Origin of the sequence: Microbacterium sp. NPDC060132 (genome assembly GCF_042729675.1) — a bacterium.
In the GTDB taxonomy this organism is placed as follows: domain Bacteria; phylum Actinomycetota; class Actinomycetes; order Actinomycetales; family Microbacteriaceae; genus Microbacterium; species Microbacterium sufflavum.
Window position 1 is genome coordinate 2,747,298 of the sequence record NZ_JBHWXU010000001.1, and the last position, 14,774, is coordinate 2,762,071.

12 protein-coding genes are annotated in these 14,774 nt (G+C 71.5%); 9 read left to right on the plus strand and 3 right to left on the minus strand.

Annotated elements, in window-relative coordinates; translation table 11 throughout:
- The first annotated feature begins 12 nt into the window (after positions 1–12).
- Positions 13–1,584: a M81 family metallopeptidase gene (locus ACFWCH_RS13255; protein ID WP_378803861.1), complete on the plus strand. Its 1,572-nt coding sequence runs from the start codon at positions 13–15 to the stop codon at positions 1,582–1,584.
- The gene (locus ACFWCH_RS13260) at positions 1,581–2,930 is read left to right on the plus strand and encodes an alpha-L-fucosidase (RefSeq protein WP_378803649.1); all 1,350 of its coding nucleotides are present in this window, start codon (positions 1,581–1,583) and stop codon (positions 2,928–2,930) included. Before ACFWCH_RS13255 ends, ACFWCH_RS13260 begins: the two co-directional genes overlap by 4 nt.
- 83 nt (positions 2,931–3,013) lie before the next feature.
- Here the strand turns inward: ACFWCH_RS13260 and ACFWCH_RS13265 are convergent, their stop codons facing one another.
- Positions 3,014–5,848: an FAD-binding and (Fe-S)-binding domain-containing protein gene (locus ACFWCH_RS13265; RefSeq protein WP_378803650.1), complete on the minus strand. Its 2,835-nt coding sequence runs from the start codon at positions 5,846–5,848 to the stop codon at positions 3,014–3,016.
- A 74-nt stretch (positions 5,849–5,922) separates the two neighbouring features.
- Here ACFWCH_RS13265 and ACFWCH_RS13270 point away from each other — a divergent pair, with 74 nt between their 5' ends.
- Positions 5,923–6,585: a GntR family transcriptional regulator gene (locus tag ACFWCH_RS13270; protein WP_378803651.1), complete on the plus strand. Its 663-nt coding sequence runs from the start codon at positions 5,923–5,925 to the stop codon at positions 6,583–6,585.
- 3 nt (positions 6,586–6,588) lie between these two features.
- Here ACFWCH_RS13270 and ACFWCH_RS13275 read toward each other — a convergent pair whose 3' ends face one another.
- Positions 6,589–7,530 carry a hypothetical protein gene (locus ACFWCH_RS13275; protein WP_136044571.1) on the minus strand — a complete coding sequence of 314 codons (942 nt, stop codon included), beginning with the start codon at positions 7,528–7,530 and terminating at the stop codon, positions 6,589–6,591.
- 82 nt (positions 7,531–7,612) lie between these two features.
- Between ACFWCH_RS13275 and ACFWCH_RS13280 the strand changes: the two genes are divergently transcribed.
- From ACFWCH_RS13280 to serA, 3 genes are all read left to right on the plus strand, one after another.
- A complete protein-coding gene (locus tag ACFWCH_RS13280; RefSeq protein WP_378803652.1) occupies positions 7,613–8,161 on the plus strand; it encodes a hypothetical protein in 549 nt (182 codons plus the stop codon).
- Entirely contained in the window at positions 8,158–8,493 is a 336-nt protein-coding gene (locus tag ACFWCH_RS13285; protein WP_136034927.1) for a hypothetical protein, read from the plus strand. The genes ACFWCH_RS13280 and ACFWCH_RS13285 overlap by 4 nt, the downstream gene beginning before the upstream one ends.
- Positions 8,494–8,641: 148 nt before the next feature.
- Positions 8,642–10,246: a phosphoglycerate dehydrogenase gene (serA, locus tag ACFWCH_RS13290; protein ID WP_136034925.1), complete on the plus strand. Its 1,605-nt coding sequence runs from the start codon at positions 8,642–8,644 to the stop codon at positions 10,244–10,246.
- A 61-nt stretch (positions 10,247–10,307) separates the two neighbouring features.
- Here serA and ACFWCH_RS13295 read toward each other — a convergent pair whose 3' ends face one another.
- A complete protein-coding gene (locus tag ACFWCH_RS13295) occupies positions 10,308–10,850 on the minus strand; it encodes a TetR/AcrR family transcriptional regulator (RefSeq protein ID WP_136034922.1) in 543 nt (180 codons plus the stop codon).
- 96 nt (positions 10,851–10,946) lie between these two features.
- Between ACFWCH_RS13295 and ACFWCH_RS13300 the strand changes: the two genes are divergently transcribed.
- The 3 genes from ACFWCH_RS13300 (at position 10,947) to ACFWCH_RS13310 (ending at position 14,770) form a co-directional block, all read left to right on the plus strand.
- Entirely contained in the window at positions 10,947–12,482 is a 1,536-nt protein-coding gene (locus tag ACFWCH_RS13300) for an MFS transporter (RefSeq protein ID WP_136034920.1), read from the plus strand.
- 82 nt (positions 12,483–12,564) lie between these two features.
- A complete protein-coding gene (locus ACFWCH_RS13305) occupies positions 12,565–13,608 on the plus strand; it encodes a 3-isopropylmalate dehydrogenase (protein ID WP_136036988.1) in 1,044 nt (347 codons plus the stop codon).
- Positions 13,609–13,669: 61 nt separating this feature from the next.
- Positions 13,670–14,770, plus strand: coding sequence for a branched-chain amino acid aminotransferase (locus ACFWCH_RS13310; protein ID WP_136034915.1), 1,101 nt, complete (start codon positions 13,670–13,672; stop codon positions 14,768–14,770).
- Positions 14,771–14,774: the final 4 nt, after the last annotated feature.

The following is a 14,774-nucleotide window of genomic DNA, read 5'->3' on the forward strand; positions in this document are numbered from 1 at the left end:
CACGAGATCTGGATGGGCCCGCTGCCGCCCGTCGCCGACGGCGGCCTGCCGAAGCCCCGCGTGGGCATCGCCGGCATCTCGATCGAGTCCAGCACGTTCTCGCCGCACATCTCCGGCGACGAGGCCTTCACGATCCGTACCGGCGCGGACCTCCGCGCCTACTACCCGTTCCTCGACGATGGGCGCGAGCTGGCCGAGGCCGCCGAGTGGGTTCCGCTCACGCACGGCCGCTCGCTGCCCGGCGGCGCCGTGGACCCCGAGACGTACCGGCGGATGAAGGACGCGATCCTCGACGGCATCCGCGAGCACGGGCCCTTCGACGGCTTCTTCTTCGACATCCACGGCGCCATGAGCGTCGTGGGCATGGACGACGCCGAGGGCGACCTGGCCCGTGCCGTCCGTGAGGCACTGGGGTCCGACACGCTCGTCTCCACGTCGATGGACCTGCACGGCAACGTGTCGGAGGTGCTGCGCGATGCGGTCGACCTGCTGACCTGCTACCGGATGGCTCCGCACGAGGACTGGCTCAACACCAAGGAGCGCGCGGTGTGGAACCTGCTCGACCGGCTGCGCGGGCCGCACGGCGCCGACCCGCTCGCGCGACGGCCCTTCACCGCCTGGGTGCCGGTCCCCGTGCTGCTGCCCGGTGAGAAGACCAGCACGCGGCTCGAACCGGCGCGCGGTATCTACGCCGAGCTGCCCGCGATCGAGGCGCTGCCCGGCGTGGTCGACGCGTCCGTCTGGATCGGGTACGCGTGGGCCGACGAGCCGCGCTGCCAGGCCTACGTCGTGGTCACCGGCGACGACCGTGAGGTCATCGCCCGGGAGGCCGAGCGCCTCGCCCGCCGGTTCTGGGGCGCGCGCGAGGACTTCGTGTTCGTGGCCGAGACCGGCACGCTCGACGAGGCGCTGGACCGCGCGCTTGCGCCCGCAGCCGCCCGGCCGTACCTCATCTCGGACTCGGGCGACAACCCCACCGCCGGGGGAGCGGGCGACGTGACCTGGACGCTCGCGCGCCTGCTGGAGCGACCGGAGCTCACCGACGGGAGCCAGACGACCCTCGTCGCGTCGATCTTCGACCGTGAGGCCGTCGCGCGCGCGGTCGCAGCGGGTGTCGGCGCCGAGGTCGAGCTCGAGGCGGGGGCCCGCGTCGACCCGGGTCCGCACGGGCCCGTCACGATCCGCGGCACCGTCTTCTCGATCACGCACGGCGACCCCGACGCGGGCACCCAGGCCGTGATCGCGGTCGGCGGCCTGCACGCCATCGTGACCGAGCGCCGCAAGCCCTTCCACCACCTCTCGGACTTCCGGATGCTGGGCCTCGAGCCCACCGAGGCCGACATCGTCGTGGTGAAGATCGGCTACCTGGAGCCGGAGCTGTACGAGCTCGCCGCCGACTGGACGCTCGCGCTCACGCCCGGCGGCGTCGACCAGGACCTGCTGCGCCTCGGCCACCACCGTCTGCGCCCTGGCGTCTACCCCTTCGACACCACCGGCACGCCCGACCTGACCGCGACGGTCGTCCGCCGCGGCGACGCCGAGACGCCCGTCGACTCCACCCCCGCAGAGGAGACCCCCGCATGATGAACTTCGAGAAGCGCACCGGGCCCGACCTCGGCTCCGCGGCACCGGTGTACCCCGCGAACGGTGTGCCGGAGTGGTACCGCGACGCGAAGCTCGGCTTCTTCGTGCACTGGGGCCTGTACTCGGTGCCGGCGTGGGCGGTGCAGCACGGCGAGGGCGTCAACATCCCCACGGAGGACGCCTACGCGTGGCACCAGTACGCGGAGTGGTACGGCAACACCGTGCGCATCGCGGGGAGCCCCACGTGGGAGCGGCACCAGCGCCTGTACGGCCCGGGCACCTCCTACGAGGACCTCGCCGACCGCTGGGACGCCGCCGCGTTCGACGCCGATGCGTTCGTCGGAGAGCTGGTGGGCGCGGGCGCGAGGTACATCGTGCCCACCACCAAGCACCACGAGGGCTTCTGTCTGTGGGACACCGCGACGACCGGCTTCAACGCCGTCGCGCGTGGGCCCCGGCGCGACCTGATCGCCGAGTTCCACGACGCCACGCGTCGCGCGGGCGCGAAGTTCGGCGTGTACTACTCCGGGGCGCTCGACTGGCACGTCAGCGACTTCCCGGCGATCGAGTCCGACACCGACCTGTTCCGGTTCCGCCGCAACGACGAGCACTTCGCGCGATACTCGGCCGCCCAGCTGGAGGAGCTCGTCGAACGCTTCGCGCCGGATGTGCTGTGGAACGACATCGAGTGGCCGGACGGCGGCAAGGGCGACCAGGAGTACGCGGTCGCCGCGCTGCTGCGCCGCTACTTCGATGCGGTGCCCGAGGGCGTCGTGAACGACCGCTGGGGTGTGCCGTACCACGGCTTCCTCACGCGCGAGTACACGGACATCCCGGAGATCATCCCCGAGCCGTGGGAGTCCACGCGCGGACTCGGCTACTCGTTCGGCTTCAACCAGGACGAGGACGAGCGCCACTCCCTGTCCGGCGCGGCCCTGATCCGCCTGCTGGTCGACGTCGTGGCCAAGAACGGCAATCTGCTCATCAACGTCGGCCCCGCGGCAGACGGCTCGATCCCCGAGCTGCAGCGCCGGGCCATGCGCGAGCTCGGGTCGTGGCTCGACGCGAACGGCGACGCCGTCTACGGCACGCGGCCATGGATCCGAATGGGGGAGCAGGCCGGGGCCCCGCGCCGCTACACGACCTCGGCCGGTGCCGTGCACGTCCACGCGCTCGACCCCGCGGCCGGCCGCATCGAGCTCCCCGCGGAGCTCGACCACGCCACGCTGCGCTGGAGCGACGGCTCGGAGGCGGAGGTGTCGCGAGACGGCTCCGGCGCTGTCGCCACCATCCCGCCGGGGCTGCAGCCCGCTCCGGTCGCGGTGCTGTCCGCCCAGGGCGTCTGAGCAGCCACCCCGCACGATGCGAACGACGAGGGCTCCGGTGTCGCGCACCGGAGCCCTCGTCCGCTTCCATCGCCCCGCGCGGCTCAGGGTCGCGTGAGCTCCTCCAGCACCTCGATCACGTGCCGGTAGGGGCGCCCGGTGGCGCGGGTCATGCCGATCTCACACGTGCGGTTGGCGGACACGAACGCGTCGAAGCCCCCGCGCTCCCCGTCAGCGGCCGCGACCTCGGCCGACTCCTGCGCAGTCGCACTCGCGGTGAGCTCGGGGTGCAGCATGCCGCGGTCGCCCGCGAACGCGCAGCAGCCCCAACCCTCGGGCACGAACACGTCGTCGGCCACGGCGGCAGCGATCTCCATCAGGGCCCCGGTCGCCCCGAGCGCCGTGGTCGAGCAGGTGGGGTGCACCGCGATGGAGGGGAGCTTCGCCGGCACGCTCAACCGCGGCAGCACCTCGCGGGCGACGAAGGTCGTGGCGTCCTCGATGCGCAGTCCCGCGTAGCGCGGATCCTTCGCGACGGACTGGGCGAGCATCACGTCGAGCCCCTCGGTGCACGACGCGGCGTCGCACACCACGGGGAGCTCGCCGTGACGGCTGGCCTCCCACAGCGACGCCAGCACCCGGTCGGACATCAGCCGGTAGCCGTCGAGGTGTCCCTTCGACTTCCACGGGGTGCCGCAGCAGAGCCCGCCGTTCTCCTCCGGGATCACCACCGCGATCCCCGCCCGGTCGAGCAGGTGGCGCAGGGCATCACGGGATCCGTGGCCGCCGTCCTCCGCGCCGAACATCGTGCCGATGCACGCGCCGAAGAACACGGCCTGCGCGTCGGGCGGTGACACCGGTCGATCGGGCTTCGAGCCGCCGCGGGGGAGTCCGCCGTCGTACAGCGGCACGGTGTCGGCGCCGAGCACGGCGCGTCCGAGCTGCGTCACGCCGCGGACGAGCGGGGCGGGGAGGGCGTCCGCGACCGTGAGGGCCACGCCGCCCGCGCGGGTGACCATGCTCCAGTGCTTCGCGGCGGTGCCCCAGACGGCGCCCTCGACCGCGTTCGACTGCTCGGCCCGCAGCCGCCGCACGAGGTCGCCCGTGTTGATGTCGACCGGACACGCGACCCCGCACATGCCGTCGACGGCGCAGGTCTGCACGCCGTCGTAGTCGTAGTCGGCGCGCAGGTCGCGCAGCAGCTCGGTGTCGCCCTGCTCCTCGGCCCACGCCATGTCGCGGCGCAGCACGATGCGCTGCCGCGGGGTGAGGGTGATGCTCTTGCTCGGGCACGTGGGCTCGCAGTACCCGCACTCCACGCAGCGGTCCACCTCGCTCTCGACCGTGGGAACGCGCTTGAGGTCGTGCAGGTAGGAGTCGGGGTCGTCGGAGAGCACCACGCCGGGGTTGAGGATGCCGTCCGGATCGATGAGTCGCTTGAGCTCCCACATCAGGTCGGTGAGCTCGTCGCCATACTGCCGCCGGACGAACGGCGCCATGATGCGACCGGTGCCGTGCTCGGCCTTGAGCGACCCCTGCTGGGAGAGGACGAGCTCGACGAGGTCGTCGGTGAAGCGGCGGTAGCGGGCCACGCTGTCGGGGTCGTCGAAGCGCTCGTTGAGCAGGAAGTGCACGTTGCCGTCCTTCGCGTGCCCGAAGATGACGGATCCCTCGTAGCCGTGCTCCGCGAACAGCTCGATCAGGCGCTCGCACGTGGCCAGCAGCCGGGGCACCGGTACCACGATGTCCTCCAGCAGCGCGGTCGTGCCGGAGGGGCGGGCACCGGCGACGGCGGTGTAGAGGCCCTTGCGCACGTGCCACAGCGCGGCCCGCTCGGCCGCGTCGGTCGTGAGCCGTGGCGGCACGGCGAGGGGGAGGGCATCGAAGTGCGACTGGGCGGCGGCGCTCGCGAGCGTCAGTGCGTCGGTGTCGGCCGCGTGCACCTCCACGAGGAGGGCGGCGTGCCCCCGCACGTCGATCTCCGCGATCGCCGCCGGGACGTCGCTCAGCCCCTGGGCCACGCGCAGCGACGCCGCATCCAGGAGCTCGATCGTGGCGAGACCGAGACGGGTGAGGTCGGGCAGTGCGGACATGGCGGCCGACAGCGTCTCGAACACGAGCAGCCCGGTCGCGATCGCGGGGCGTACCTCGATCGTGCGGAAGCGCGCCTCGGCGACGAAGGCGAGCGTGCCCTCCGAGCCGATCACGAGGTGCTCCAGGATGCGGACGGGGTCGTCGAAGTCGAGCAGGGCGTTGAGGCCGTAGCCCATGGTGTTCTTCATGGAGAACTGCTGGCGGAGGAAGGCCACGTGCTGGGGGGAGGCGAGCAACCGCGCGCGCAGGGCGAGCAGGCCGTCGGCGATCGCCGGCTCGGCGGCGCGGAGCACCTCGTTCGCGTCGGGACGGCCCGTGTCGAGGATGGTTCCGCTGGGCAGCACGAGCGTCATCGACGTGATCGTCTGGTACGAGTTCTCGGTGATGCCGCAGGCCATGCCGCTGGAGTTGTTCGCCACGACGCCGCCGATCGTGCACGCGATCTCGCTCGCCGGGTCGGGCCCGAGCTTGCGGCGGTACCGGGCGAGCCGTGTGTTGACCTGCCGCACGGTGGCGCCGGGGCCGACGCGGACGGCGGCGCCGTCGTCCTCCACCCGGATGTCGCGGAAGTGGCTGCGGGTGTCGACGAGGATGTCGCCGCTCACCCCCTGTCCGGAGAGACTCGTGCCACCGGAGCGGAAGGTGAGGGTGCGTCCGGCGGCGCGCACGGCGCCGAACGCGCGGGCCACGCCGGCCGCATCGGCGGGGGAGAGCACGGCATCGGGGACGAGCAGATAGTGGGAGGCGTCGTGGGCGCGGGCGAACCGGTCGATCGACCGGGCATGCACCTCGGTGTCCGGCCCGAGCAGCTCGTGGTCCAGCGGTTCGGCGATGGTGGTCGGCACGGTGCTCCTCTGCTCCGGGTCAAGATTGTCTGACAAGTGTACCGATGACCGGATGCTTCGCTAGGCTGACGGCCATGACCACCCTCACGGACCGCGGCCTCGGCGTCGTCGGCGTGGTCGATGCGGTGACCGCCCAGCTGCGCGCGCGCATCCTCGGCGGTGAGATCCGATCGGGCGAGCCGCTCACCGAGGCCGCGGTGTCGCAGTCCTTCGGTGTGGCCAGGCCCAGCGCGAAGGCGGCGATCGAACAGCTGGTCGCGAGCGGCCTGCTCGTGCGCACAGCACATCGCACCGCACGCGTGGTGGGTATCGATCAGGCGACGGTGCGTGACGTCTACCGCACGCGCACCCGCCTGGAGAGCGCCGCGCTCCGGGAGCTGGCACGGGCGCGCAGAGTGCCCGCCGCCGCGGTCGAGGCGAACGCGGAGCTGCTCGCGATGGGACCGGGGCCCGACCCGGCGACCGTGGGCCCCGATCTGCGCTTCCATACGGCGCTGATCGATGCGCTGCACAGCGAGCGGACCGGACGGATGTATCGGAGCGTGCTCGACGAGGTCCGGTTGTGCATGGCGCAGGTGCAGGGGCGGCGCCTGCTGAACGCGGAGGAGATCGCCGCACAGCATCGGGAGATGCTCGATGCCGTCGCCGCGGGTGCGGAGGACGAAGCGGCCGAGCTGCTGCGGGCGCACCTCGCGTCCGCGGAGGAGCGACTGGTCGAGGCGCTCGGGCGCGACTGAGCGTCAGCCCACGTTCGCCGGGGCGTCCTCGATCTGGATGGGCGCGTCCGCCGGGTCCGCCCACACCGGCGCGGGCAGCGGCGTGTCCACTGCGCCGTCCTGGATCGCGCGCAGCGCCTCCGTGATCTCGTCCGCGTTCTCCGGCACCGCGAGGCCGCACGTGCGCAGCTCCGAGGCGAACTGCAGCGTGAGGCGGATCTTGCCCGCCTCGATCGCCTGCGCCGTCGTGCCGGTGCGGATCTCACTGCCCGTCTGGATCGCGGGCACCTCGTCGCACACGTGATAGACCTTGCCGCCGTCGACCCAGACCACCTCGTCCTTGCCGAGCAGCTGGATCACGGTCGACTGATCGGCCGTGTACTGCTCGACCGACGGCGGGGCGAAGTCCACGCCGACGAACACGGCCAGTGCGGCCAGGACGACGCCGACGATGCCGGCCGTCGTCTTCTGCCCCTTGTCCATGTCCTTGTTCAGGAAGATCAGGATCACGAGCGGGAGGAAGGCGACGATCGCGATGATCGCGCCGAGCTGGTTCTGCACGAAGAAGCGGGTCTTGTCCGCCTTCCGCGCGGGATCGAGCCGGTTCGCCTTCTTCCAGAGCACGGAGCCCGTGATCGACAGGGCCGCGATCACGACGAGCAGCACGAGCAGAGCGATGAACGCCCACTGCGGGAAGTGTGCCGTGACGCCCTGCTCCTCGAGCAGACCCGTGTCGGGGTCGCGCACGAGCGTGCCGTCCTCGCCGACGTAGACGCGCTGGCGGAGCAGCCAGAAGATCCCGACGCCCTCGCCGATGATCGCGAGGGCCCACAGCGCGCCCGCGATCCAGCGGAAGCGCATCGCCGTCGTCTTCGCCGCGGCGCTCGGCGTCCACCCCGCCGGTGGCTCCGTGCTCGCGGCGGTGTTCCTGTCCGTGCCGGCGGTCCTGTCGTCGCTCTCGGCCACGTTGATCCCTTCCCCCGAAGGCCCGACCGCACCGGCCAGGGCACGCAAGATCCTAGTGGACGGGGTGTCCTACGCTGGAGGCATGACCTCCGACTCCGACGACGCCCTGAGCTGGGAGGGCGACGACGACACGGCGTCGCATCGCACCGGTCGCCCGCGGCGACGTGAGAACGCGGCCCCGCCCGTCGAGCCGCCTCTTCACGACGCCACGCCCACGGAGAGCGCCGCGGGCGCGCCCACGACGCGACCCCCCGCGTCTCCACCGCCCACCGAGGCGGCACCGCCGTCGGCGCCCGCGGCGTCCGTCGCCGCCGACGACGACGAGGCGCCGGCGGGACTCAGCAATGCGATGCTCCTGCTCGTCGGGGTGGTCGGCGGGGTGTATCTCCTCTATTCGGTCGGCTGGGTCGTCGGTGGGCTGCGGCTGCAACCGCTCGCCTCGTTCCTGGTCGCCGACGCGATGTTCCTGCCCTGGTTCGTGCTCGCGATCGCGGCGCCCGCGCTGTGGTTCCTCGCGACGTGGGTCCTCACGCGGGGGAGGGCCGCGTGGGTGCGGGCCGCCCTGCTGCTCGCCGGGGTCGTGCTCCTGGTGCCGTGGCCGTTCGTGACGGTGGGGGTGGTCGGATCATGAGCTCGTCGGAGAACGCATCGGCGGTGTCGTCCGGATCGCCGCGCTGGCTCGCCGGCACCGTCATCGTCCTCGCCGGGCTGTTCTACGCCTACGCGGTGTGGAACGCGGTCGCGCATCTGATCACGATGGCGCAGACCGGTCTGACGGGTGCGGGCTGGGCCGTGCTGCTGTTCGGTGTCGTCTTCCCCCTGATCGTGTTCGGCTTCGCCTCCGCGATCGGGCGTCGCCGGCGCGTGGGCGAGCTCGCCCTCGTGTTCCTCGCGGGGCTGGGCATCGTCGCCGTCTTCTGGATGAGTCTGCTCGCGCTCAGCCTCACGCTCCCCAGCGCCTGACCCGGACGCCACCGGTCGAGCCGGACCGCGCGGCGTCACACGGCACGGAGCGGCATGGCGGCTCGGGTAGAGTTGTCGCGATCGCGCCCCCGACGGTGTGCGGCGCATCGGCCCCTCCCGCCTGTCGCGCTGCCCCGAAGGATCCACTGTGCCGAAGCCCGTCGTGCTCATCGCCGAAGTACTCTCTCCCGCCACGATCGAGGCGCTCGGCCCCGACTTCGACGTCCGCCACGTCGACGGCACCGACCGCGAGGCCCTGTTCGCCGCGCTGGCCGAGGCCGACGCGGTGCTCATCCGCTCGGCGACCCGCATCGACGAGGAGGCGCTGGCGCACGCGCCGAAGCTGAAGGTCGTCGCGCGTGCGGGCGTGGGCCTCGACAACGTCGACATCAAGGCCGCGACCACGGCGGGCGTCATGGTCGTGAACGCTCCGACGTCGAACATCGTCTCGGCCGCCGAGCTCACGGTCGGTCACATCCTCAGCCTCGCTCGGCGCATCCCGGCCGCGCACGCCTCGCTCGCCGCCGGGCAGTGGAAGCGCAGCTCGTTCACGGGCGCCGAGCTCTTCGAGAAGACGGTCGGCATCGTGGGGCTCGGACGTATCGGTGCGCTCGTCGCCGCCCGCCTCGCGGCGTTCGACATGCGCGTCGTCGCGTACGACCCCTACGTCACGTCCGCCCGCGCCCAGCAGCTCGGCGTGCAGCTCCTGTCGCTCGACGAGCTGGTGGCGGAGTCCGACTTCCTGACGATCCACATGCCCAAGACTCCGGAGACCACGGGCATGATCGGCGCGGAGCAGTTCGCGGCGATGAAGCCGACCGCCTTCGTCGTCAACGTCGCGCGCGGCGGGCTGATCGACGAGGAGGCGCTGCACGAGGCGCTCGTCGCTGGCGAGATCGCCGGCGCCGGTCTCGACGTCTTCACGTCTGAGCCGCCGGCGGAGGGCGGCAGTGCCCGTCCGCTGCTCGACCTGCCCAACGTGGTCGTCACGCCGCACCTCGGCGCGAGCACGGAGGAGGCGCAGGAGAAGGCCGGTGTCTCGGTCGCCCGCTCGGTGCGACTCGCGCTGGGCGGCGACCTGGTGCCCGACGCGGTCAACGTGGCCGGCGGCGTGATCGACCCGTATGTGCGTCCGGGGATCTCGCTCGTGGAGAAGCTGGGCCAGATCTTCGCGGCCCTCGCGACCTCGCCGCTCACGAGCCTCGACGTCGAGGTGCACGGCGAGCTCAACGATTACGACGTCAGCGTGCTCAAGCTCGCGGCGCTCAAGGGCGTGTTCACGAACATCGTCAGCGAGACCGTGTCGTACGTGAACGCTCCGCTCCTCGCCGAGCAGCGGGGGATCGCGGTCCGCCTGCTCAAGGACGACGTGAGCGAGGAGTACCGCAACGTCATCACCCTGACGGGCGCCCTGTCCGACGGATCGCAGCTCTCGGTGTCCGGCACGCTGACCGGTCCGAAGCAGGCGGAGAAGCTCGTCGGCATCAACGACCACGCGCTGGAGCTGCCGATCGAGAAGCACCACGTCGTCATGCTCTACACCGACCGTCCGGGCATCGTGGCCGTGTACGGCCAGAAGTTCGGTGAGGCGGGCATCAACATCGCGGGCATGCAGATCGCGCGCCGCGCGGCCGGCGACCAGGCGCTCAGCGTGCTGACGCTGGACTCGCCCGTGTCGGAGGAACTGCTCGACGACGTGCGCGACGCGATCGACGCCGACCTGTTCCGGCAGATCGAGATCACCGAGGTCTGAGCCGCAGCACCACGGAGGAGGGGCGGGAGCGTGACGCTCCCGCCCCTCTTCGGTTCGCGAGTCAGGCGGTCGCGCGCAGGACCAGGGCGATCAGGTCGGCGAGCTCATCGCTGCGGGGGACGAGCCGCTCCGGGCCGTGCACGTCGAGCGAGTTGTTGAAGTAGAGCCCGTCGCTGACCAGCATCACCAGGTCGAGGCTGGCGGTGTCGCGCACGTGCGGGCGGATGGTGTCGGCCCAGCGGCGCCGGGTCTCGCGGAGCATGTCGGCCGCACGGGCCGAGCCACCCTGGGCGAGGCGGGTCGTGGCGATCAGTGCGCGGTCGAGGGCGTCGTCCTCCATGACCGATGTGCGGACGTAGTAGGCGACCGGGCCCTCCTCCGCCGCGTTCATGCGCTCCAGATCGAGGGTGGTGAGGTGGTCGAGCCGCTCCACGAGGCCGGCCTCGAGGTCGTCCTTGGAATGGAAGTGGTACAGCAGCCCGCCTTTGGAGACGCCCGCGGCCTTGGCCGTCGCGTCGAGCGTGGCCGCGCGCTCGCCCTCGTCGATGAGGATCGCCTCGAAGGCGTCGAGAACCTTCTCGCGGGCGAGGGGAGGTCGGGGCATCGTTCATCCTCTGTTCGGAAACGGGAGGCCGGTCTCTGTTACTATACCAGCCGGACGGTTCACTAACGGAGCCGCCGAGAGTCTGAGAGGTGTTCCATGAGCCGTACTGCGTCGATCCCGACGACAGAGACGGAAGCCCCGCGCGTCGGCGCCAGAGGGTGGGCGGCGCTCGTCGTCCTCATGCTCCCCGTGCTGCTGGTGTCGGTCGACAACACGGTGCTGAGCTTCGCCCTGCCCGAGATCTCGATCTCGCTCGCACCCACCGGTGCCGAGCAGCTGTGGATCATCGACGTGTACCCGCTCGTGCTGGCCGGACTGCTGGTGACCATGGGCACGCTCGGTGATCGGTTCGGGCGGAGGAAGCTGCTGCTCATCGGAGCCACGGGGTTCGCCGTGGTCTCGGCCCTCGCCGCGTTCGCTCCGACGGCCGGTCTCCTCATCGCCGCCCGCGCCCTGCTCGGCTTCTTCGGCGCGATGCTCATGCCCTCCACGCTGTCGCTCCTGCGCTCGATCTTCCAGAACCGCGATCAGCGGCGCATGGCGATCGCGGTCTGGGCGTCCGCGTTCTCCGCCGGTGCGGCCCTGGGGCCGATCGTCGGCGGGTTCCTGCTCGAGCACTTCGCGTGGGGCTCGGTGTTCCTCCTCGCTGTACCGGTGCTGATCCCGCTGCTGATCGGCGCACCGCTGCTGGTGCCCGAGAGCCGTGACCCGCACCCCGGTCGCATCGACCCGCTGAGCATCGCCCTGTCGATGGCCGCGATGATCCCGGTCGTCTACGCGATCAAGTCGTTCGCGGTGGACGGGCCCTCGCTGTACGCGGGGGGATGGGCCGTGCTGGGCCTTCTGATGGGCGCGCTGTTCGTGCGGCGTCAGCTCCGCTCCGACGTCCCGATGCTCGACATGGCGCTGTTCCGAAGGGGCTCCTTCTCCGGGGCTATCCTGGTGAACCTGCTCAGCGTGGTCGCCCTGGTGGGCTTTCTCTACTTCGTGTCGCAGCACGTGCAGCTCGTGCTCGGGCTCTCGCCGATGATGGCCGGGCTCGCACTCGTGCCCGGCATGGCGGCGATGATCGTGGCCGGCCTCACGGTCGTGCCGATCTCGCGTCGCGTGCCGCCGCACGTGCTGATCCCCGCGGCGCTGGTCTTCTCCGTGGTCGGCTACCTGATCGTGGCGATGACGACGCACGACCACGGTGTCGTGCCGCTGATCCTCGCGTTCGCGGTGCTCGGCATCGGCATCGGTGCCGCGGAGACGATCTCGAACGAGCTCATCCTCTCCAGCGCTCCGGCCGCGAAGGCCGGCGCGGCCAGCGCCGTGTCCGAGACCGCGTACGAGCTCGGCGCCGTGCTCGGGACCGCCATCCTGGGTGGCCTCATCACGGCGTTCTACCGCGGAGCGCTCGTGCTTCCGGAGGGGCTGCCCGCCGACGTCGCGCACGCGGCGCAGGAGACGCTGGCCGGCGCGTACACCGCGGCGCAGCAGCTCCCGTCGCAGCTCGGAGACGCGCTGTGGCAGGCCGCCGCCGACGCGTTCGGCTCCGGGGTGACGGTGACCTCGCTGATCGGCGCCGGGCTCGTGGTCGTCGCCGCGGTGATCGCCGCCGTCACACTGCGCAAGGCACCCACGCACTGACCACTACGCTGGGGGGACCGGCCCGTACGACCCGCGGTCGCGCCGCGGCCGGTCCACCCCCGTGCAGTGCGCAAGGAGTCTCATGTCGCGTGTCGTGAAGCTGGCTGTCATCCCCGGTGACGGCATCGGTCCCGAGGTCATCGCGGAGGCGGAGAAGGTGCTCGACGCCGTCACCGCCCACAGCGACGTGACGTTCGACAAGACCCGCTTCTCTCTCGGAGCCGGCCGGTTCCTCGAGACCGGCGACACGCTCACCGATGACGACCTGGCGGCGATCTCGGCGCACGACGCGATCCTGCTCGGCGCGGTCGGAGGCACGCCGGGCGACCCGCGCCTGAAGAACGCGAACATCGAGCGCGGCCTGCTGCTGAAGCTCCGCTTCACGCTCGACCACTACGTGAACCTCCGCCCGTCGAAGCTCTTCCCGGGTGCCCCTGGTCCGCTCGCCGACCCGGGGGAGGTCGACTTCGTCGTGGTGCGCGAGGGGACCGAGGGGCCCTACGTCGGCAACGGCGGCGCGATCCGCGTCGGCACGCCGCAGGAGGTCGCCAACGAGACCTCGGTCAACACCGCCTTCGGTGTGGAGCGCGTCGTGCGCTACGCGTTCGACCTTGCCGAGCGTCGGCGCCGGAAGCTCACCCTCGTGCACAAGACCAACGTGCTCGTGCACGCCGGGGCGATCTGGCAGCGCATCGTGAACGAGGTCGCGGCCGAACACCCCGATGTGACCGTCGACTACCTGCACGTCGACGCCGCCACCATCTTCCTGGTCACGGACCCCTCGCGTTTCGACGTGATCGTGACGGACAATCTCTTCGGTGACATCCTCACCGACCTCGCCGGCGCCGTCACGGGCGGCATCGGCCTCGCAGCCTCGGGGAACATCAACCCCGACGGCGCCTTCCCGTCGATGTTCGAGCCCGTGCACGGCTCGGCTCCGGACATCGCGGGTCAGCAGAAGGCCGACCCGACCGCCGCGATCCTCTCGATCGCGCTGCTGCTCGACCACCTCGGCTTCGCGGCCGAGTCGGCGCGTGTGAGCGCCGCGGTCGAGGCGGACATCGCCGCGCGCAGCGGTGCCCGCACCACCGCGGAGATCGGCTCCGCGATCACTGCCCGCCTCTGAGCGGCGGGCGTAGGCTGACAGGGCGCGAGGATGCGCCCACCCACGAGGATTGGATGACGACATGACGACGATCGACGCCGAGACGAGCGTGGCTCCCCTGGAGTTCGCCGTGACGAAGAACCTGAACGCCGCGAGCCCGACGCGGCTCGCCGAGGTGCTGGAGAACCCCGGGTTCGGGGTCGTCTTCACCGACCACATGGTCGACATCTGCTGGTCGGCCAAGGGCGGCTGGCACCGTCCGCGCGTGCAGCCCTACGGCCCGATCCCGCTCGACCCCGCCGCCTCGGTTCTGCACTATGCGCAGGAGATCTTCGAGGGCATCAAGGCCTACCGTCACGCCGACGGGTCCATCCACACCTTCCGTCCCGACCGCAACGCCGCCCGCCTGCAGGCGAGCGCGCGCCGCCTGGCGCTTCCGGAGCTGCCCACCGAGTACTTCATCCAGTCGCTGCGCGAGCTGATCACCGTTGACGGTCGGTGGGTGCCGTCGGGCGCCGACCAGAGCCTGTACCTGCGGCCGTTCATGTTCGCCAAGGAGGCGTTCCTCGGGGTGCGGGCGGCGCAGAAGGTCGCGTACTACGTGATCGCGAGCCCCGCCGGCGCGTACTTCAGCGGCGGGGTGAAGCCGGTGCGCATCTGGCTCTCGGAGGACTACGCTCGCGCGGGCAAGGGCGGCACCGGGAAGGCGAAGACCGGCGGCAACTACGCCTCGAGCCTCCTCCCGCAGGCCGAGGCCGCCGCCAAGGGCTGCGACCAGGTCGTGTTCCTCAACGAGAAGCGCGACGTCGAAGAGCTCGGCGGCATGAACGTCGTGTTCGTCTTCAAGGACGGCCGCGTCGTCACCCCGGAGTCCGACAGCATCCTCGAGGGCATCACGCGCGACTCGCTGCTGCAGCTCGCGGAAGACCGCGGCTACACGGTCGAGAAGCGACCGATCTCGATCGACGAGTGGCGTCAGGGCGTCGCCTCGGGCGACATCGTCGAGGTCTTCGCATGCGGCACGGCCGCCGTCGTCACCCCGATCGGTGCGCTGGTCGGCGACGGCTTCGACGAGCCGCAGCCGCTCGGCGAGCTGGCCCTGTCGCTGCGCGAGGAGCTGACCGACATCCAGTACGGCCGCCGCGAGGACAAGCACGGCTGGCTCGTGCGCCTCGACGCCTGATCCC